This is a genomic window from Pseudomonas sp. GW821-FHT07B01 (assembly GCF_059419065.1).
This window is the reverse complement of the sequence record NZ_JBWKRA010000005.1, coordinates 220,051-239,197: the sequence shown is the minus strand read 5'-3', so window position 1 is coordinate 239,197 and position 19,147 is coordinate 220,051. Positions and strand designations below refer to the sequence as shown.

The following is a 19,147-nucleotide window of genomic DNA, read 5'->3' as shown; positions in this document are numbered from 1 at the left end:
AGGCCGCCTTCACAGGCAAGCCAGTTCCCACCCAATTGTGTTTAAAATGCCGCCCGCCCGATGACTGACGCTTAACGATGAACCCAGACGCACTCGCTACCCTGCACGCCCACTTGCTCACTGCCCTGGCTGACGCGCCCGCGGAAACCCGGCGCCTGTTCCATGGCCGTGGCCGCTGCTGGCCGGGCCTGGAACAACTGACGGTGGACTGGCTGCAAGGGGTGGTGCTGGTGGCGTTGTTCAAGGAAACCGAGCACCTGCAGGCCCTGAAGCAGACGCTACTGCACATCGACTGGGCCGCTTTCGGCGCGCACACCGTTGCCCTGCAACACCGCTACCTGCCGCAAAGCACCACCGAATGGCTGGTGGGCGACGCCATCGACGAACTGACCATCACCGAGGGCGGCCTGCGCTACCTGATCGACCTGGGTAAAAAACAGAACAGTGGGTTGTTCCTGGACATGCGTTACGGGCGCAACTGGGTGCGCGAACAGGCCCAGGGCCAGCGTGTGCTGAATTTGTTTGCCTATACCTGCGGTTTTTCCGTGGCCGCCATCGAAGGCGGCGCCGACCATGTGGTGAACCTGGACATGGCCCGTGGGGCCCTCAGCCGTGGCCGCGACAACCATCGCCTGAATGGGCACGACCTGAGCCGGGTGAGTTTCCTGGGCCACGATCTGTTCAAGTCCTGGGCCAAGGTGACGAACAACGGCCCTTACGACCTGGTGATCATCGACCCGCCCTCCTTCCAGAAAGGCAGTTTCCTGCTGACCAAGGATTACCAGCGCGTGCTGCGCCGCCTGCCGGACTTGCTCAGTGCTCACGGCACCGTGCTGGCATGCATGAACGATCCGGCCTTCGGCGAAGACTTCCTGATCGACGGCGTGACCCGCGAAGCACCGGGCCTGCGGTTTGTACAGCGGCTGGAAAACCCACCGGAATTTCCTGACATTGATCCGCAGAGTGGACTAAAGGCACTGGTGTTCCGTCAGGGCTGATGCCGAAACATCCTACGCTTGCTACGCTAACGGATACGCCGGGCGGTGAACCTTATCCTCCCCTTCCCGGTCGATACCTGCATTCCCTGGCCAGACTCGACGGCGCTACGTCGTCGGCTGCCCCGTTTGACCTTTTGGAGAACCGCCCGTGATATCGACCCTGCATGTAGCCAGACTCAAAGCCTGGGGCGCCCACGGCTTTACCGCCACCGGTGTGGTACTGGCCTTTTTGGCCACCCTGGCGCTGCTGGAAAACTCCCCCAAAGCGTGCCTGCTGTGGCTGGGCCTGGCACTGGTGGTGGATGGCGTCGACGGCTCGCTGGCGCGACGGGTGAATGTCAGCACGGTGCTGCCCAGCTTTGACGGCTCGGTGCTGGACCTGGTGATCGACTACCTCACCTACGTGTTCATTCCTGCCCTGTTTATCTACCGCTACATCGACCTGCCCGAGTTCACCCACCTGTTTGCGGTGTCGGTGATCCTGGTGTCGTCGCTGTTCTGCTTTTGCAATGTGAACATGAAGAGCAAGGACAACTACTTCGTCGGTTTCCCTGCCGCCTGGAACGTCGTTGCGCTGTGCGTCTATATCATCCAGCCGGATGCCTGGGTCACCTTGCTGACCGTGATCGGCCTGGCGCTGTTGACCGTGACGCCGATGAAGTTCCTGCACCCGTTCCGGGTCAAGCGCTTCATGCCGATCAACATCGCGGTGACCACCATCTGGCTGCTGTGCAGCTTCCTGATGGTGGTGGATTACCCGAACACCAACCCTTGGACATTTGGCCTGTGGTCGCTGATGTCGGCGTACTTCCTGGGTATCTGCATCTGGCGCACGGCCCTGGAATGGCTGGGCGCGCACAAATAACAAGCGGGCTCGGTAAAAAATGTGGGAGGGGGCTTGCCCCCGATGGCGGTGGGTCAGTCAGCTTATTGGTCACTGACACACTGCTAGGGGGGCAAGCCCCCTCCCACATTTGAGTCACATCGCAGTAAGATGCTGGCCTTCTGCGGCCCTCCAACAATAAGCCCTGCCCATGCCCTTTGAACTCAGCGTAGACCTCACCACCCTGGCCATCCTGGCCGTTGTCGCTTTTATCGCCGGTTTTATCGACGCCATCGCCGGCGGTGGCGGTTTGTTGACCACGCCCGCCCTGCTCACCGCTGGTATGCCGCCGCACCTGGTGCTGGGCACCAACAAGCTCAGCTCCACCTTCGGCTCGGCCACCGCCAGTTTTACCTTCTACCGGCGCAAGCTGTTCCACCCACGCCAATGGGTGCACGCCATCGTCGGTACCTTGATCGGTGCACTGACCGGCGCGGTCGTCGCCCATTACTTGCCTGCCGAAACCCTGAACAAGATGCTTCCGGTGATCGTCTTCGCCTGCGGTGTGTACCTGTTGTTCGGGGGCACGCCCAAGGCGCCACTGGACGCGGAGGCACCGATCAAAAAGAAATGGCAAGCCACCCAGGGCTTTGGTCTGGGTTTTTACGATGGCGTGGCCGGGCCCGGCACGGGGGCGTTCTGGACGGTCAGCACGATGCTGCTGCACCCCATCGACCTGGTGAAGGCCAGCGGCGTAGCGCGCAGCATGAACTTCGTCAGCAACGCGGCGGCGCTGACGGTGTTTATCATCAATGGTTCGGTGGACTGGATTGTCGGCCTGGCGATGGGGGTATCGGTGATGTGTGGCGCGTTCTTTGGCGCACGCAGCGCGATCAGCGGCGGCGCCAAATTCATTCGCCCGGTGTTTATCACCGTGGTCCTGGGCCTGACCGTGCGCCTAGCCTGGCAGCACTGGTTCAGCGTGGCCTAAACGGCGGGCCACGTAGAGGTCGATGAGGTAACGCGCAATCGAGCGTGACGCCGGCAACGGCGGCAGCTCGTGGATATTGAACCACTGCGCGTCCTCGATCTCGTCGGCCTGGGGCACGATATCGCCACCGGCGTATTCGGCGTGAAAGCCCAGCATCATCGAGTGAGGGAACGGCCAGCATTGGCTGCCCATGTACTGGATGTTCTTGACCTCCAGTTGCACCTCTTCACGCACTTCACGGATCAGGCAGTCTTCGGCGGACTCCCCCGGCTCGGCAAAACCGGCCAGGGTGCTGTAGACCCCGGTGACGAAACGCGGCGAACGCGCCAGCAGGATGTCATCGCCACGGGTCACCAGCACGATCATGCTCGGTGAGATCCGTGGGTAGCTGCGCAGGTCGCAGGCCTGGCAATACATCGCCCGCTCCCTCGGCACCTGTACCATCGCCTGGCCACAACTGCCACAAAAACGGTGCTCCCGCGCCCAGGTACCGATCTGCGCGGCGTAGCCCAGCACCTTGTACAGGGTGTGATCACCTTGCAGCATAAAGCCACGCAAGCCCTGCCAACTGCACCCTGGCACATCAGCCGGCGAGTCGAGTTCCAACAGGTACACCGGCTCGCCGTCGAGGTGGCCGATGCCGTGTTCGGCAAACACCGACAGGTCCTGGCGCTTGAGCCATTCGCGCGGGAACAGCGGGCCGTTGGTGTCGTGTAAGAAGCCTTCGCGGCTGCGGGCGACAGCCCAGCCGCCGGGGGCGTCGTTGTCCAGTAGCGTTGTGGTAATCCAGCCTGGGGTCATGTCAGTCAATCCACGAATTCGGGTTTCTGCTTACTCATATGGGCCGCGATGGCCACGCGCAGGTCGTTGGATTGCAACATAGCCGAGTTCCAGGTGGCAACGTATTCCAGGCCGTCATTGACTGTGTGGTCACGCATGTAGCTGATCATGGCCTTGGTGCCGGTCACGGCAATCGGCGACTTGGCGGCGATTTGATGGGCCAGGTCCATGACACCCGCCAGCAGGCTTTCATGATCGGCAAACACGCGATTGACCAGGCCGATGCTGCGCGCTTCTTCGGCGCCGAATTGACGACCGGTGTAGGCCAGCTCACGCAGCATGCCATCGCCGATAATGCGCGGCAGGCGTTGCAAGGTGCCGACGTCAGCGGCCATGCCGATGTCGATTTCCTTGATCGAGAATTGCGCGTCTTCGGCCGCGTAGCGCATGTCGCACGCGCTGATCAGGTCGATGGCACCGCCGATGCAGTAGCCCTGAATCGCCGCCAGCACGGGCTTGCGGCAAGTGTCCACGGCGTTGAACGAGGCTTGCAGCTCGAGAATCTTGCGGCGCAGCAGGCGTGCATTGCGACCCACGTCCTTGCCAAAGTCATTGGCGATCGAGGCCAGCATCATCAGGTCGATGCCCGAGGAAAAATGCTTGCCCGCGCCGCTGAGCACCACGGCACGCACGGCGTCGGTCTCGTCGACCCATTGGAAGATGTCGATGATTTCGGTCCAGAACGCCGCGTTCATGGCGTTGATCTTTTCCGGGCGATTGATCTGCACATGGGCAACGTTGCCACTGAGTTCGACAACGAAGGCTTGGTATTCGGACATGGCAGTGATCCCTGACTGGCGATTGAGAAAGGCCAGACTATATCAAGGGTGCGCCACGGCGCATCGGCCAAAAACGGGACTGGTCACGGTGAGGGAAAAGACGCTGGATAAAACCCGATGCACAGGCCATCCTTTGCGCTTTAAGCCGCGCTGTGCGCGGCGCTCGACGTTTTAAGGATATGCCATGCACGCCCAACCTCTCGCTCCCGCCGATTTCGAATTCATTGACGCCACCTTGCTCAAATACGGCGAAGACCACTCGGTGCTGAACATGGCCGAACTCGACGGTTATTTCACCGCCCTGGTTTCCAGCCCGGCCAAGGTGGATGTGGCCGAGTGGTTCCCGGCGATCTGGGGCGGGCAAAACCCTGAATGGGACAACATGGACGAGGCCCAGGCTTTTCTCGAGCTGTGTGTACGCCATATGAATGCCCTGGCCGCGCAATTGGCCACTGACTCCCAGGCATTCAAAGCCCGTTTCGATGAAACCGAACATCAAGGCCAGGCGGTGACCCTTGCCGAGGAATGGTGCTTTGGTTATGTGCGCGGCGTGACAATCGCCAACTGGCCGCCATTGCCCGCTGTACAAGCCGGGCAACTGGAGCGGATTTCCTGCTGCGCCGAACAGGACAATTTCGAACTGCCGGCAGACCTGGATGTAAACGCCCATCAACTGCAGGTCAGCGAAATCGAACCGGCTGCACGGGCGCTGCATGACTACTGGTTGAGCCAGCGTTAAGGCAGTAGGAGCGCATGCCAATAAATCACGCAGATCACCCACTCACTCGACAAGCATGGCGTGTTTGCCTGATGATTCGGGTCCGCACGTCGGCCACTCCACGCCACCTTGCCTTGACCAGGAGCCTTGTACCTTGAGTTCGCAGAAAACCGTGACCGTTACACCGCCCAACTTCCCCCTCACTGGCAAGGTCGCGCCCCCCGGCTCCAAATCCATTACCAACCGTGCGCTGTTGCTCGCGGCACTGGCCAAGGGCACCAGCCGTTTGAGCGGTGCGCTCAAAAGCGATGACACGCGCCACATGTCAGTCGCCCTGCGGCAGATGGGCGTCACCATCGAAGAGCCGGACGACACCACCTTTGTCGTCACCAGCCAAGGCTCGCTGCAATTGCCGGCCCAGCCGTTGTTCCTCGGCAACGCCGGCACCGCCATGCGCTTTCTCACGGCTGCCGTCGCCACCGTGCAAGGCACCGTGGTACTGGACGGTGACGAGTACATGCAAAAACGCCCCATCGGCCCGCTGCTGGCCACCCTGGGCCAGAACGGCATCCAGGTCGAATGCCCCACCGGTTGCCCACCGGTAACCGTGCACGGCGCGGGCAAGGTCCAGGCCAGGCGTTTTGAGATTGACGCAGGTTTGTCCAGCCAGTACGTATCGGCCCTGCTGATGCTGGCGGCGTGCGGCGAAGCGCCGATTGAAGTGGCGCTGACCGGCAAGGACATTGGCGCCCGTGGCTACGTGGACCTGACCCTCGATTGCATGCGTGCGTTTGGGGCCCAGGTCGACGCCGTGGACGACACCACCTGGCGCGTGGCCCCCACCGGCTATACCGCCCATGACTACCTGATCGAACCCGACGCTTCCGCCGCCACTTACCTGTGGGCCGCAGAAGTACTGACCGGTGGCCGTATCGATATTGGTGTAGCCCCACAGGACTTCACCCAGCCCGACGCCAAGGCCCAGGCCGTGATCGCGCAATTCCCGAACATGCAGGCCACGGTGGTGGGTTCACAAATGCAGGATGCGATCCCGACCCTGGCGGTGCTCGCCGCGTTCAACAACACCCCGGTGCGCTTCACTGAACTGGCGAACCTGCGCGTCAAGGAATGTGACCGCGTGCAGGCGCTGCACGATGGCCTCAACGAAATTCGCCCGGGCCTGGCGACCATCGAGGGCGATGACTTGCTGGTTGCCAGCGACCCCGCTTTGGCTGGCACAGCCTGCACCGCACTGATCGACACCCACGCCGACCATCGCATCGCCATGTGCTTTGCCCTGGCCGGGCTGAAAGTCTCGGGCATTCGCATCCAAGACCCGGACTGCGTAGCCAAGACCTACCCTGACTACTGGAAAGCCCTCGGCAGCCTGGGCGTTCACTTGAGCTACTGACACACAAACCTGTAGGGGCGAGCAAGCTCGCTCCTACAACTGAACCTTGCCGGGAGCGTCAATGACCCTTCGCCAACCCTGCCCACCCGGCGCCTGTGTCTGCAACCGTGAACAACTACTGGAAGCTCCCGGCGCTGATCTGCGCATTCTGCAACTGACGCGACAGCAGGAAAAAATCCTGCTGGAGCGCCTGGAGAACCTCAAGAGCCTGCAAGACCTCGAACACTTGCAACAGCGGATGTACGACCAACTCGGCATCCGCGTCCACATCGCGCCCGGGCATACCGAGGTCAAAAGCATGCGCGGGATCCAGATCGTCATCGACGAACTGCCGGGCATGTGCCGCAAGACCCGCCAGTCGATCCCCGCCTCCATTCGCCGTGGCCTGGAGAAAAACCCAGAGATTGCCTACCGCTTGCTCGACGCCCACGACCTGTTTCGCGACGCTTGAATTATCCCGCGACGGCCTCACGCTCAAACAACCCCTGCCCCACGGTCCGGGCCTTGTGCAAATGCGCCTGGGCCGTGCCACTTTCCGAGTCCAACAACAACTCGGAAGTGAGTACCCGCGCCCCGCAATAATCAAAGATGCCGTAGTCGATCTGGGTATTCATGGCCTTGGCATAACCGTGTCGCTCAAAGGCACTGTCATCAGCCCCACCCAGGGCCAGCAGATGCACCTGCAAATGCCTTAGTTTCTTCTGCACCGGTGTATCGGGACCGTAATCAATCGCCCAGCCATTGACGAATACGCGGTCGACCCAGCCCTTGAGCAACGCCGGCATCGACCACCAGTAGATGGGGAACGCCAGCACCAGCGCGTCGGCGCGGTCTATGCGGGCCTGTTCGGCCTGCACGTCGGCTGGCGGCGTCGCCCGAGTACGGTGCACCCGATGGTCGGCCGCGCTGTAGCGTGGGTCGAACCCTTCAGCGGCAAGGTCGGCTATTTCAAAGGTGTGGCCAGAGGCGCTCAAGCCTGCACCCACCTCGGCGGCCACGCTATGGGTAAGGGATTGTGGGTCGTGATGGGCAACAACGATCAGTGCGTGCATGACTTTGACTCCGTTTCAGCTTAATCTACTTTTAGTAAGTTACGTCGAATAAGTTACTTTTGGTATATAAGCATGTCAAGCAATGAATCCCCTGCCCCCCGTCGTCGTTTGTCCCGTGAAGATCGCCTGCGCCAGTTACTCGACGTGGCCTGGCAATTGGTGCGTGACGAGGGCACCGACGCCCTGACCCTGGGCCGCCTGGCCGAGCTGGCGGGCGTCACCAAACCGGTGGTGTACGACCACTTCGCTACACGCGCGGGTTTGCTGGCCGCGCTGTATGCAGACTTCGACGCGCGCCAGGACCAGGTGTTTGCCGATGCCATCGCCACCAGCAAGGCGACTCTTGAGGACCGCGCGTGGGTTATCGCGTCGTCGTATGTCGATTGTGTGTTGTTGCAAGGTCGGGAAATCCCCGGGGTGATTGCCGCCTTGAGCGGTTCGCCGGAGTTGGAAGCGTCCAAGCGCGAATACGAGGCGATCTTTCTCGATAAATGCCGAGACGCGCTGTCGCCCTTCACCCACGGCGGCAGTATTTCCCAGGCCGGGTTGCGCGCCATGCTCGGCGCGGCGGAAGCCCTGTCCCATGCGGCGGCCAATGGCGAGATCAGCCGCGAGGAAGCTCAGCAGGAACTGCTGGAGACTATCCTCGCGATGGTCATGCGCGTCAGGCCGTAGGCAGACGGCCCTGGACGAACAGTTGCGCCTTGCGCGTCAACTGGTCCAGGTGCCGATCACGCTGTTTCTCTGCATCGACCATGGCGCGCTTGCCGTGTTTTTGCAGCAGGTAGGTGTGGATCTGCCGCACTTCCAGCGAGCTGTAGATTGAAGCCACATCCAACACGCCCATCAGCCCATCGGTGCCGTAGTTGCGGGTGTTCATCACGACCTGGGTGCCACGCGCACCGCGTACCTGGAAACCCATGGCTTCGAACACCGCAACCTTCTCTACCGCACAGGCCAGTTCGGCGTGGGGATAACGCGCCAACACCTCGTCCAGCATGCTGCGTGCCACACCCTGGCGACGAAAGCCGGCCTGCACCGCCATAAACGCGATGCCACACGCGTGCGGATCATCCTTCACCGGCAGATACAGGCAAAAACCCACCACCGTCTCGTCTTCCATCGCCACGACCAACTCGACCGCGATGCCCTTTTCGCCATTCAACGCCTCAAGGTACAGGTGTACCTCAAACCCGATGGCGTACTGGTAGATGTTGTAGAGCAGGTTGCTCGGTGCCAGCGCCACGCTGCTGATATCGGTGAGGTTGTCCACCACCATCTGCAGGATCTGGCTGTTGACTGGTTCGGGGCACGGCGTGGTGTAGCGGGTAAGGCTGAACATGCAAATTCCTGGGGTTTCGCGTCAAGGCAGCGGCGATTGTACCTGTTGCGCGCCGCTCATGGCCCGCACACCTCGCGCAAACATGCGCGCAGCCAGCGATGGGCCAGGTCGGCGTCCTGTCGCGGGTGCCACAGCATCGCCACGGTAAATGGCGGCAATGTCACCGGTAGCTCAAAGCAATACAAGCCTCGAGGCGGCACTGTGATATAGCGCTCAGGCACGCTGGCGATCAGGTCGGTATCACGCGCCAGGGCGATGGCCGTGTTGAAACCGGCGACCACGATGCTGACCTGCCGGACCAGACCTTGCGCCTCAAGGGCCTCATCGATCTGGCCACGGTCCTGGCCGCGCCGCGACACGTAGACATGTTGTCCCTGGGCGAAACGCGCTGCGCTAAGAGGGTCGCGGCTCAGAGCATGGCCCTCACGCACCACGCCCACCAAGCGATCACGGAACAGCGCCTGGGTCAGCACCTCCGGGCTGGCGCCCACGTCGACCACACCGGTTTCCAGATCAACGCCACCGTCGCGCAACAACGTACTGTGCTTGTCGCTCTTGTGCACAAAACGCAAGCGCACACCGGGCGCCTCCTGGGCGATACGAGCCAGCAAGGCGGGGCCGAAGCGTTCGACGAACTCCTCGCTGGTGCGCAGGGTGAAGGTGCGCACCACCTCACCCACGTCCAAGGTGTGCGCCGGGCGTAATACGGCGTGGGCGTCCTGCACCAGTTGGCTGACCTGTTCACGCAATTGCAACGCCCGGGGCGTCGGCACCAGGCCGCGCCCGGCACGTACCAGCAGCGGATCGCCAGTGGCTGCACGCAAACGCGCCAGGGCCCGGCTCATGGCCGAAGGGCTCAGGCGCAGGCGCTGGGCGGCGCGAGCGACGCTGCCTTCGGCAAGCAACACGTCCAGGGTGATGAGTAAATTGAGGTCGGGCATGCGGGCTCCTTATCAGGCGTTGGATGCAGCTATAACCTGCAACCCATGCGTCTTCCGCCATCTTAGGCGACGCCGTAGATTTGCGACAGGTGCATTCACTCAAGGAAACGCGCATGCAAACCTCCACACGCGGCGGCCTGGTGGCCTTGTCGCTGTCCATGTTGCTGGCCGCTCTGGGCACCAGCATCGCCAATGTCGGCCTGCCCAGCCTGGCGCACGCCTTCGGTGCCTCGTTTCATGCCGTGCAGTGGGTGGTGCTCGCCTACCTGCTGGCCATCACCGCCGTGATTGTCAGCGCCGGGCGCCTGGGTGACCGTCTGGGGCGCCGGCGCTTGCTGCTGGCCGGGTTGCTGGTGTTTGCCCTGGCCTGCGCCGGGTGTGCCGCCGCGCCAACCCTGCCCTGGCTGATCGGCGCACGGGCATTCCAGGGCCTGGGCGCGGCGATCATGATGGCGATGACCCTGGGCATGGTCGGTGACACCGTCACGAAAGCGAATACCGGCCGAGTCATGGGCCTGCTCGGCACCATGTCGGCACTCGGCACGGCCATGGGGCCGAGTATCGGCGGAGTATTGCTCAGCCTGTGGAGCTGGCGCGCGCTGTTTCTGATCGGCCTGCCCTTGGCGGGTGTGGCTGCCGCCTTCGCCTACCGTTATTTGCCGGTGGATGCTCACCGCCGCGACGTTTGGCCAGGCGATACACTCTGGGCGCCCCTGCGCGATGCGCCGTTGCGCGCCGGCCTGGTCATGAGTGTTCTGGTGTCGGCGGTGATCATGGCCACGTTTGTGGTGGGCCCGTTCTACCTGTCCCGTGGCCTGGGCCTCGATCCCGCCTGGATGGGCTTGGCCATGGCCGTCGGGCCAACGGTCGCGGCGGTTACCGGTGTACCGGCGGGTTACCTGACCGATCGCCTTGGCAGCCAACGCCTGACCCTCATGGGATTGGGCGTGATGCTGTGCGGGGCCCTGTTGCTGTCGCTGGCGTCCGGGCTTGGCGTTTATCTCGCGGGCCTGATCGTGTTGACGGCCGGCTACAGCCTGTTCCAGGCAGCCAACAATACGGCAGTGATGAGCGATATACAGGCGACACGCCGAGGCACGGTGTCCGGCCTGCTGAATCTGTCACGGAACCTGGGCCTGATTTTCGGCGCCTCGGCCCTCGGCGCGGTGTTCGCCCGCGCCACCCCGGATGTCAGCCTCGCCGCGCCCCAGGCGGTGGCAGCCGGCCTGCACGCGACCTTCGCCATGGCGGTAGGTTTGCTGTTACTGGCGCTGCTGATCGCCTGGAGACGTGGGCATTCCCTGGCCAGCGCGAAGCAGACAAATATTGACAAGCTAAAATCGTAACGACTATTGTCTGACAACCTGATCACCAAGGTTTTCCCATGCTTGAGCTCCAGCGCCCCGATTCGCTTGTCGTACGGGTTGTCAGCGCCATTCGCGCAGAAATCGAATCCGGCCAACTGGCCCCGGAGTCGCGCCTGCCGACCGAACAGCAACTGGCCGAACAACTCAACGTCAGCCGTTCCGTGGTGCGTGAAGCCATTGCCCAGCTCAAGGCCGACGGTGTGCTCACCGCCCGCCGTGGCCTGGGCTCGTTTATTTCGCAGACCCCTGCGGGCACGGTGTTTCGGTTTCCGCAGCCCAACGGTCGACGACCTGACCTGGCGCAGATGTTCGAAGTGCGCCTGTGGATCGAAACCCAGGCCGCTTCGATTGCCGCCCAGCGCCGCGACAGCGCCGACCTGCAGCGCATGAAAAGCGCGTTGCAGGCCATGCAGGACCACCGCGACGACTTTGAAGCCGCAGCCCTGGCCGATGTGGAATTCCACCGTGCCATTGCCGACGCCAGCAAGAATGACTACTTCGTGGCCTTCCATGACTTCCTCAGGAGCCAATTGGCCAGTGCGCGTAAAACCGCGTGGGAGAACTCGGCGTCGCGCTTTGCCACCGGTTCGGCCGATGCCACCCAGGAACATCAACAGCTCTACCAGGCCATTGCCGACGGCGACGCCCAACGCGCCGCCGCCAGTGCCGAGGCGCACCTGCGTGCCGCGGCGCGACGCCTGCAACTGGAATTACCGACCACGAACTGATCCACCTTGTTTGCAGCGTGTCCGCGGACACGCCATTTTTTTAACAAAAACATTAGTCTGACAACCTGATAAGCAGACTGAAATGTACAGCCTAGGTACTTCTGCAATGATTCATGACTTTTGCATTATCGGCGGCGGCATCGTCGGCCTGGCCACCGCCATGGAGCTGCTCAAGCGCCAACCTGGCGCGTCGCTGGTGATCCTGGAAAAAGAGTCGGTGCTGGCCAAGCACCAGACCGGCCACAACAGCGGCGTGATCCATGCCGGCATCTACTATGCACCCGGCAGCCTCAAGGCCGATTTGTGCAAGCGCGGCGCCGAAGCCACCAAGCAGTTCTGCCGCGAACACGGGATCAAATTCGAGGTGTGCGGCAAGCTGCTGGTGGCCTCAAGCCCGCTGGAAATGCAACGCATGGAAGCGCTGTACGCCCGTGCCCAGCTCAATGGCATGCAGGTCGAGCGCTTGAATGCCGAACAACTGCGCCAGCGTGAACCGAACATCGTCGGCCTCGGCGGCTTGTTTCTCGATGCCACCGGCATTGTCGATTACCGCCAGGTGTGCGAGACCATGGCCCAGGTGATTCGTCGCAGCGGTGGGCAGATCTGCCTGGAGCGCACCGTCACCGCCATCCAAGAAAATACCGACACGGTCACCGTCAACACCGAGGGCGAGACCTGGCACGCCCGCCACCTGGTGGTGTGCGCCGGCTTGCAGTCGGACCGCCTGGCCCGCCTGGCCGGCATCCGCATCGACCATCAGATCATCCCGTTTCGGGGCGAATACTTCCGCCTGCCCGCCGCCAAGAACAACATCGTCAACCATCTGATCTACCCGATCCCCGACCCGGAGCTGCCCTTCCTCGGGGTGCACCTGACCCGCATGATCGACGGCAGCGTCACCGTCGGCCCGAATGCGGTGCTGGGACTGGGCCGCGAGAACTACCGCAAGTTTTCGGTGAACTGGCGCGACGTGGCGCAGTACGCCAGCTTCCCGGGTTTCTGGAAAACCCTCTGGCAAAACCTCGGTTCCGGCACCACCGAGATGAAGAACTCGCTGTTCAAGTCCGGCTACCTGGAGCAGTGCCGCAAGTACTGCCCGTCCCTGACCCTCGATGACCTGCTGCCCTACGAGGCCGGTATCCGTGCCCAGGCGGTGATGCGCGACGGCAGCCTGGTGCACGACTTTCTGTTCGCCCAAACCTCACGAATGCTGCATGTGTGCAATGCGCCCTCACCGGCCGCCACCTCAGCCATGCCCATCGGCGCGATGATCGCCGATCGCCTGTTCCACCCCCAGTAAGACCGCACCGCCCGCTCACCCAACAATAACTACAAAGACCCAGAAGGAAGTCCAGCATGTCGGCATCCGCCTCCATTCCCGGTACCGAAACGCCCGAACAAACCCGCAAGCGCCTACGCAAAGTAGCCGCCGCCACCATCTTCGGCTCGATGCTGGAGTGGTACGACTTTTACCTGTACGCCACCATGGCGGCGATTGTGTTTTCGAAGATCTTCTTTGATAACAGCGACCCGAAGACCGCCACCCTGATGGCCTTTTCGACCTTTGCCATCGGCTTTATCGCCCGCCCCTTCGGCGGCATCCTGTTTGGCTACCTGGGCGACAAGTTCGGGCGCAAGCAAGTGCTGGTGCTGACCTTCTGCCTGATGGGCGTGTGCACCACCTTGATCGGCTTGATCCCCAGCTACGCCTCCATCGGCATCTGGGCCCCGATCCTGCTGGTGTTTATCCGCATCATCCAGGGCCTGGGCGCGGGGGCCGAGTTGTCGGGCGCGGCGGTCACCTCCTACGAGCATGCCTCCCAAGGCAAGCGTGGCAGCCAGGGCGCCTGGCCGGCACTGGGCCTGAACCTGGGCCTGTTGCTGTCCTCGCTGACTATTTACCTGCTGACCATCAACGGCAACGAGTTCTTGCTGGCCGGCGGCTGGCGTATTCCGTTTATCTGCAGCATCGTGCTGGTGGGCGTCGGCCTGTGGGTGCGCAACAGCATTCCGGAAACCCCACAGTTCGAAGCGCTGAGCAAGGAAAAAGCCAGAGCCAAGCCATCGCCCCTCAAGGCCTTGTTCAAGAACGACCTCAAGGGCCTCGCCGTGGTGTTTTTTGTCGCGATTGGCTACAACGCCCTGAGCTACATCTTCAAGACCTTCTCCCTGGCGTACCTGACCCAATTCAAAGGCGTGGACGTGCATGTCACCTCGCTGTCGGTGACCATCGCCAGCCTGGTAGCCATCGTCGCCGTGCCCTGCTTCGGCTGGCTGTGTGACAAGTGGAGCAGCAAGGCCGTGTTGATGCTCGGCGGGCTGTGCTCGCTGTTGTTCGCCTACCCGTTCCTGGCCCTGCTCAACAGTGGTGAAAGCCTGATGATTTACCTCGCCATCGGGGTGGGCACCGGTATCCTCGCGCCGATGATGTTTGCGCCCCAGGGCTCGTTTCTGAGCCGGCAGTTCCCGACGCAAACGCGCTCTTCGGGTTTTGGCACCGGGCGGGAAATCGGCACCGCCATTGCCGGTGGCCTGGCACCGCTGGGCGCGCTGTCGATGGTAGCGGCCTCGGCCACCCACTCCACCGATAGCGTGGTGGTGATCCTTGCGATTTCTGCCTTATTGGTGGTGGTGTTTGCCCTTTGCGATCAGGGCGCGAAACACTCGGCATTCAAGAACTGAGCAAAAAAGTTCGGACCAACGGGTGCATGGATGCACCTGGATCGCGCATCATGGGCACTTTCAAGCTCAAGGGTAACGTCCATGCGCGTTCTGTCATTGATGATGGGTCTTACGACGCTGGCCGCCACTACGGTGTTCTGCGCCAGCGCGATGGCGAATGAAGAAAGTCAGTTAGTCCAACAGATCAACCAATACCGCAGCCAGGTGCAACGCTGCGGTGACCAGGGTTCCCAGGAGCTTCCGCCGCTGACCAGCGACACACGGCTGGTGTTGCCGGCCTCCAATGTCGGCGATTTGCAGCAGTCGCTGGCGCGCGCTGCCTACCCGATGGTGAATGTGCAGGCCATCAGCCTGTCCGGGCCCAAGGATGCCGAGGCCGCGATGAAAGCGGTGCGCGAGAGCTTTTGCCGCGTAGTGCTCGATCCGCAATTTGTCGACATCGGGGTCAGCAACAGCGGCCAGGACTGGCGCATCGTGCTGGCTCGCCCGTTGGTGACCAGCGGCCTGGGCGATTGGCAGACCGAAGGCAGAAAACTGCTCGACCTGATCAACACCGCCCGTGCCGAGCCGCGCCAATGTGGCACCCAGGCGTTCACCGCCACGGCGCCCCTGTCGTGGAACGACACCCTGGCCGGCGCAGCCAACAGCCATACCCGCAACATGGCCAACGGCAATTTCTTCGATCACCTGGACCCCGACGGCCGCACGCCGGGTGACCGCGCCGAGTTGGCGGGGTATATCGCGAAGAATATCGGCGAAAACATCGCCGCCGGCCTCGACACGCCGCGCAAGGTCGTCGACGGTTGGCTCGCCAGCCCCGGCCACTGCGCCAACCTGATGAACCCGCAGTTTCGCGAATTGGGTGCTGCCTACGCCATGGACCCCAAGAGTGACGCGGGCATCTATTGGACGGGCTTATTCGGCACGCAATAAGGTTGGGCGCCGGCCCAACCCGGCCAATAATGACGGCGTGCAAATAGACAATGAAATCAAAGTGCTATCAGGGAGATAATCGCGCTGAACTGAATGCGGTCATTCCGGTCTGTTGCTAGTCGGTATGACTCTTCAAAGCTAAACAGTACGTAGCAAGCAAGGTGTGAACCCAATGATGAATTGGCTGCAAGGCAGCAGCGAAATGGCAGAGCGGGTTCGTCAGCACGATTGGGCCAATACGCCCCTGGGGCCACTTGAACACTGGCCCGATGTGTTGAAGACAACCGTTGCGCTGTGCTTCGCGTCGAGTTTTCCCCAGGCCATCGTCTGGGGGCCTCAGTTGATTACCCTCTACAACGACGCGTTCACGCCGATCCTGGGTAGCAAACCCGACGCCTTGGGCCGCCCGTTCAACGAGATCTGGCACGAGGTGTGGGACGATATCAGCCCTATCGCCGACGCCGCGTTCGATGGGCACGCCACCTATATCGAAAACTTCCCGCTGTTGATCCAACGCAACGAAGCGCCGGAACAAGCCTATTTCACCTTTTGCTACAGCCCGATTCGCAATGCCCAAGGCGTGGTGGTCGGTTTGCTCGACACGGTGACCGAAACAACCGCCACGGTATTCCTCGCCCGTCGCCTGGCAGTGCTGGACGCCATCGGCAACAGCGTGGTCAATGCTACCGACGCCGAAACCATCCTGACGTCTACGACTCGCCTGCTGGCCGAACATCTGCAGGTGTCCATCTGTGCCTACGCCGACATGGACGAGGATGAAGATGGCTTTACCATTCGGGGCGACTGGTCGGCGCATGGCTCGCCGAGCATCATCGGGCATTACAGCCTCGCGGCGTTCGGGGAATGCGCGGTCAACTGCCTGCGTGCCGGCGAGCCACTGGTGATACGCAATAATCTGATCGAGTTGCCGCCCCATGACGCCGCGAGCTTCCAGGCACTGGGGGTGACAGCCACTATTTGCATGCCGTTGATCAAAGACGGGCGGCTTACGGCGCTGATGGCCGTGCACGACAAACTGCCGCGCTTTTGGTCTTCCTATGACATGGCGCTGGTGGGCGAAGTCACCGAGCGTTCCTGGGCGCATATCGAGCGCGTACGCGCCGATGCCGCCGTGCGCGAGGGCCTGGCCGCCTATACAGAACTCAATGCCAGCCTGGAACAGCGCGTGAATGAGCGTACCCATGCACTGGCCGAGGCCGAAGCCGCACTGCGCCAGTCACAGAAGCTGGAGGCCATCGGCCAATTGACCGGCGGCGTCGCCCATGACTTCAACAACCTGCTGACCATTATTCGCTCGTCAGTAGACTTCCTGCGCCAGCCGGGCTTGTCCGAGGAGCGTCGGCAACGCTACATGTGCGCGGTGTCCGACACCGTAGAGCGGGCCAGCAAACTCACCAGCCAACTGCTCGCCTTTGCGCGTCGCCAACCGTTGAACCCGCAGGTGTTCGATGTCGGCCAGCGCGTGCAGAATATCGGCGAGATGCTCGAGAGCGTTACCGGTGCACGCATTCATGTGCAGGTTAAATTGCCCGATCAGCCCTGCTATGCGCGCATCGACCCCAGCCAGTTCGAAACCGCGCTGATCAACATCGCCCTCAACGCCCGCGATGCGATGGACGGCCAGGGTACCCTGACCCTCAAAGTCGCAGGGCAGCAAGCGCTGCCACGTATTCGCGGGGATGCCGAGTCGTGCATGCCCTACATCGCCATTTCCCTGGCTGACACCGGCACCGGAATTCCCAGCGACACCTTCGAACGCATCTTCGAGCCGTTCTTCACCACCAAGGCCGTGGGCAAAGGCACGGGGCTTGGCCTGTCGCAGGTATTCGGCTTTGCCAAGCAGTCAGGCGGCAATATCGATGTGGCCAGCACCCTCGGCCAGGGCACGGTGTTTACCTTGTATCTGCCGCAAGTCGAAGGCGAAGCGGCGCCGGATCAAGACACCCGTGCAGATCTGCCAGGGCCGCAGGAGGCGGCTCATCAGCATGTGCTGATCGTCGAGGACAACCTCGAGGTGGGACGCTTCGCCAGCCAGATCCTCAAGGACCTCGGTTACCAGACCACCTGGGCAACCAATGCCGAACAGGCGCTGAACCTCGCTGGCAATGACGTTCAGGGGTTCGACGCGATTTTCTCCGACGTGGTGATGCCCGGCATGACCGGCGTGGCCATGGCCAGGTTGCTGCGCCAGCGCCGCCCGGACCTGCCTGTGGTACTCGTCTCTGGGTACAGTGAGGAACTGGCAGACAGCGGCTATGAAGGCTTTGAGTTTCTCGCCAAGCCCTACTCCGCCGACCAGGTTGCGCGGGTGCTGGCAAAGGCGATGTGCAAGGATCAGTCGACGACCGCTACCTGATTGCGACCCGATGCCTTGGCCTGGTACAGGGCCTTGTCGGCGCTGTTCATCAAGCCATTTAAGTCAAGATGCTCAGTGCAGGTCGATGCCACGCCCAGGCTTGCGCTCACCCCTTGTACCGGGGCGGCGGGCAAGTCATAAATCGTCTGGATCAACTGCTCGGCGATGCTGCGTGCAGTCTCCAACGAAGTGTTGGGCAGCAGCACCGCAAACTCTTCGCCCCCCAGGCGACCGTAGATATCGGTCTGGCGAAAGGACGCGCTGATCACCGCGCCAATCTGGCGCAACACCTGGTCGCCGGCCTGGTGGCCGTAGGTGTCATTGATGGCTTTGAAATGGTCCATGTCCATCATCAATGCACACAACGGCTGCTGCTCGCGAAGGCACTGGGCATACAGCAACTGAGCCTGTTCGTAGAACGCCCGACGGTTCATCAGCCCGGTCAGTTCATCGGTCTGAGCGGCGCGGGTGGAAATATGATGAGCGCGTTCCATTTGCCTCGTCAGGCGAAAGGCTTTTTCCAGGGCATCGGAGAGTTTGCGCGTGGCACCGGCCACAAACGAAGCAAACACCAGCACCGCCAACGCCACGCCGACCTGCATCGGCGAAGGCTGAAACAGCATCCATACCGTACAGGGAAGCAACACCAGCGCCATCGAGCCCAGCGTCATGTAGCGATAGGCTGAATAACAGGACACCGCGCTCACCGACATGCCCACGGTAAACAGCATCACCAGCACCTGGGATAAGCGGTCATCGACCGGCATCACCGCCAGCGCCCCGCCGCCCCAGATACCCGCCGACAGCATCAGCGTGACCCAGTAGCGGCGTTCCCAACGGGCGGGCGTGCGCGCCGCGTCAGGGCAGCGAAACCATTGCACGAACAGATGCAGGCGCACCAATGACGAGCCCGCCAACAGTACCAACCACACCAGGATGACCTGATGATCGAACCGATCCCAGCACAGCCAGCAGAGCATGACGGCGCCCAGGTAGCTGCCGAAGATCGCCGAGAATGATTGACGAAACAGCTGGTGCAAACGGTCGGTTCGCACCTGCTCTTCGATGGAGTGACCCTGGTCCTGCCCGAGGCTATTCATGGGGTTGGCCTGTTTGACCGGCGACGGCAAAGGCGCCATTGTGGCACCTTGCCAGCAAGCCGAAC

At 62.1% G+C, this 19,147-nt stretch carries 19 protein-coding genes; 13 read left to right on the top strand and 6 right to left on the bottom strand.

What is annotated here, in order from left to right:
- Positions 1 to 77: 77 nt before the first annotated feature.
- The 3 genes from AC07S6_RS08310 (at position 78) to AC07S6_RS08300 (ending at position 2,812) form a co-directional block, all read left to right on the top strand.
- Positions 78 to 998 (top strand): class I SAM-dependent methyltransferase, encoded by a 921-nt coding sequence (locus tag AC07S6_RS08310; RefSeq protein WP_014718665.1) that lies wholly within the window; start codon positions 78 to 80, stop codon positions 996 to 998.
- Between the two features lie 148 nt (positions 999 to 1,146).
- On the top strand, positions 1,147 to 1,863 hold the full coding sequence (gene pcsA / locus AC07S6_RS08305; RefSeq protein ID WP_441346082.1) for a phosphatidylcholine synthase: 717 nt from the start codon (positions 1,147 to 1,149) through the stop codon (positions 1,861 to 1,863).
- A gap of 169 nt (positions 1,864 to 2,032) precedes the next feature.
- Positions 2,033 to 2,812, top strand: a complete 780-nt coding sequence (locus tag AC07S6_RS08300) for a TSUP family transporter (protein ID WP_003191011.1) — start codon at positions 2,033 to 2,035, stop codon at positions 2,810 to 2,812.
- Here AC07S6_RS08300 and nudC read toward each other — a convergent pair.
- Entirely contained in the window at positions 2,780 to 3,613 is an 834-nt protein-coding gene (nudC, locus tag AC07S6_RS08295) for an NAD(+) diphosphatase (protein ID WP_019816887.1), read from the bottom strand. The two genes, AC07S6_RS08300 and nudC, sit on opposite strands and share 33 nt — an antisense overlap.
- Before the next feature lie 5 nt (positions 3,614 to 3,618).
- A complete protein-coding gene (locus AC07S6_RS08290) occupies positions 3,619 to 4,431 on the bottom strand; it encodes a crotonase/enoyl-CoA hydratase family protein (protein WP_034127622.1) in 813 nt (270 codons plus the stop codon).
- A 184-nt stretch (positions 4,432 to 4,615) separates the two neighbouring features.
- Between AC07S6_RS08290 and AC07S6_RS08285 the strand changes: the two genes are divergently transcribed.
- The 3 genes from AC07S6_RS08285 (at position 4,616) to AC07S6_RS08275 (ending at position 7,011) form a co-directional block, all read left to right on the top strand.
- On the top strand, positions 4,616 to 5,170 hold the full coding sequence (locus AC07S6_RS08285; RefSeq protein WP_495112070.1) for a UPF0149 family protein: 555 nt from the start codon (positions 4,616 to 4,618) through the stop codon (positions 5,168 to 5,170).
- Between the two features lie 133 nt (positions 5,171 to 5,303).
- Positions 5,304 to 6,560, top strand: coding sequence for a 3-phosphoshikimate 1-carboxyvinyltransferase (locus AC07S6_RS08280; RefSeq protein ID WP_495112069.1), 1,257 nt, complete (start codon positions 5,304 to 5,306; stop codon positions 6,558 to 6,560).
- A gap of 61 nt (positions 6,561 to 6,621) precedes the next feature.
- Complete coding sequence (locus AC07S6_RS08275; RefSeq protein ID WP_034127625.1) at positions 6,622 to 7,011, top strand: hypothetical protein; 390 nt, start codon at positions 6,622 to 6,624, stop codon at positions 7,009 to 7,011.
- A gap of 1 nt (position 7,012) precedes the next feature.
- Here the strand turns inward: AC07S6_RS08275 and AC07S6_RS08270 are convergent, their stop codons facing one another.
- Positions 7,013 to 7,612, bottom strand: a complete 600-nt coding sequence (locus tag AC07S6_RS08270) for an NAD(P)H-dependent oxidoreductase (RefSeq protein ID WP_495112068.1) — start codon at positions 7,610 to 7,612, stop codon at positions 7,013 to 7,015.
- A gap of 72 nt (positions 7,613 to 7,684) precedes the next feature.
- Between AC07S6_RS08270 and AC07S6_RS08265 the strand changes: the two genes are divergently transcribed.
- The gene (locus AC07S6_RS08265; protein WP_495112067.1) at positions 7,685 to 8,287 is read left to right on the top strand and encodes a TetR/AcrR family transcriptional regulator; all 603 of its coding nucleotides are present in this window, start codon (positions 7,685 to 7,687) and stop codon (positions 8,285 to 8,287) included.
- Here AC07S6_RS08265 and AC07S6_RS08260 read toward each other — a convergent pair.
- Both AC07S6_RS08260 and AC07S6_RS08255 read right to left on the bottom strand, forming a co-directional pair.
- Complete coding sequence (locus tag AC07S6_RS08260; RefSeq protein ID WP_197882257.1) at positions 8,277 to 8,954, bottom strand: GNAT family N-acetyltransferase; 678 nt, start codon at positions 8,952 to 8,954, stop codon at positions 8,277 to 8,279. The genes AC07S6_RS08265 and AC07S6_RS08260 overlap by 11 nt on opposite strands.
- A 56-nt stretch (positions 8,955 to 9,010) precedes the next feature.
- Complete coding sequence (locus AC07S6_RS08255; protein WP_057977243.1) at positions 9,011 to 9,895, bottom strand: LysR family transcriptional regulator; 885 nt, start codon at positions 9,893 to 9,895, stop codon at positions 9,011 to 9,013.
- 113 nt (positions 9,896 to 10,008) lie between these two features.
- Here AC07S6_RS08255 and AC07S6_RS08250 point away from each other — a divergent pair, with 113 nt between their 5' ends.
- The 6 genes from AC07S6_RS08250 to AC07S6_RS08225 all read left to right on the top strand — a co-directional run bounded on the left by AC07S6_RS08250 (position 10,009) and on the right by AC07S6_RS08225 (position 17,982).
- Positions 10,009 to 11,241 (top strand): MFS transporter, encoded by a 1,233-nt coding sequence (locus AC07S6_RS08250; protein WP_495112066.1) that lies wholly within the window; start codon positions 10,009 to 10,011, stop codon positions 11,239 to 11,241.
- 38 nt (positions 11,242 to 11,279) lie between these two features.
- Positions 11,280 to 11,990: a FadR/GntR family transcriptional regulator gene (locus tag AC07S6_RS08245; RefSeq protein ID WP_495112065.1), complete on the top strand. Its 711-nt coding sequence runs from the start codon at positions 11,280 to 11,282 to the stop codon at positions 11,988 to 11,990.
- A gap of 106 nt (positions 11,991 to 12,096) precedes the next feature.
- Entirely contained in the window at positions 12,097 to 13,290 is a 1,194-nt protein-coding gene (gene lhgO, locus AC07S6_RS08240) for an L-2-hydroxyglutarate oxidase (protein ID WP_014718678.1), read from the top strand.
- A 56-nt stretch (positions 13,291 to 13,346) separates the two neighbouring features.
- Positions 13,347 to 14,672, top strand: coding sequence for an MFS transporter (locus tag AC07S6_RS08235; RefSeq protein ID WP_495112064.1), 1,326 nt, complete (start codon positions 13,347 to 13,349; stop codon positions 14,670 to 14,672).
- An 81-nt stretch (positions 14,673 to 14,753) separates the two neighbouring features.
- The gene (locus tag AC07S6_RS08230; RefSeq protein WP_014718680.1) at positions 14,754 to 15,605 is read left to right on the top strand and encodes a CAP domain-containing protein; all 852 of its coding nucleotides are present in this window, start codon (positions 14,754 to 14,756) and stop codon (positions 15,603 to 15,605) included.
- Between the two features lie 172 nt (positions 15,606 to 15,777).
- Positions 15,778 to 17,982, top strand: coding sequence for a GAF domain-containing protein (locus AC07S6_RS08225; RefSeq protein ID WP_495112063.1), 2,205 nt, complete (start codon positions 15,778 to 15,780; stop codon positions 17,980 to 17,982).
- On the opposite strand, the gene AC07S6_RS08220 is transcribed toward AC07S6_RS08225, so the two are convergent.
- On the bottom strand, positions 17,961 to 19,121 hold the full coding sequence (locus AC07S6_RS08220; protein WP_495112062.1) for a GGDEF domain-containing protein: 1,161 nt from the start codon (positions 19,119 to 19,121) through the stop codon (positions 17,961 to 17,963). The genes AC07S6_RS08225 and AC07S6_RS08220 overlap by 22 nt on opposite strands.
- Between the last annotated feature and the right edge of the window lie 26 nt (positions 19,122 to 19,147).